Origin of the sequence: Salifodinibacter halophilus (assembly GCA_012999515.1) — a bacterium.
In the GTDB taxonomy this organism is placed as follows: Bacteria; Pseudomonadota; Gammaproteobacteria; order Nevskiales; family Salinisphaeraceae; genus Salifodinibacter; species Salifodinibacter halophilus.
Genome location: JABEEB010000345.1, coordinates 1 through 262 on the forward strand (window position 1 = coordinate 1; position 262 = coordinate 262).

Genomic DNA, 262 nt, shown 5'->3' on the forward strand with positions numbered 1-262 from the left:
CGAATGCGTGGCGCTCATGTACAGCCACAGCGCGAGGTAGCCGATCAGCGCCAGCGGCAAGGTCGCCACGCCTTGCGCGGTGGCCCAGGTGCGCGGGCTGCGGTCGGGATGCGCGCGCAGCCAGTCGGCGTTGCGCAGCGGGTACCAGGTCCAGCAGATCACCGCGCCGAACGCGAGCAGGCCTCCGAGCGCATAGCTGCGCAGGTCGGCGTGGGTTTGCGCCTGCAGCTCGCGCAGTTCGGCGCGGTTGACGCAGGCGATG

At 71.4% G+C, this 262-nt stretch carries 1 protein-coding gene; it reads right to left on the reverse strand.

All coding sequences use genetic code 11. The features are described from left to right. Positions 1-262, reverse strand: a 262-nt coding sequence (locus tag HKX41_11960; GenBank protein ID NNC24849.1) for an EamA/RhaT family transporter, incomplete at both ends; no start/stop codon positions are given.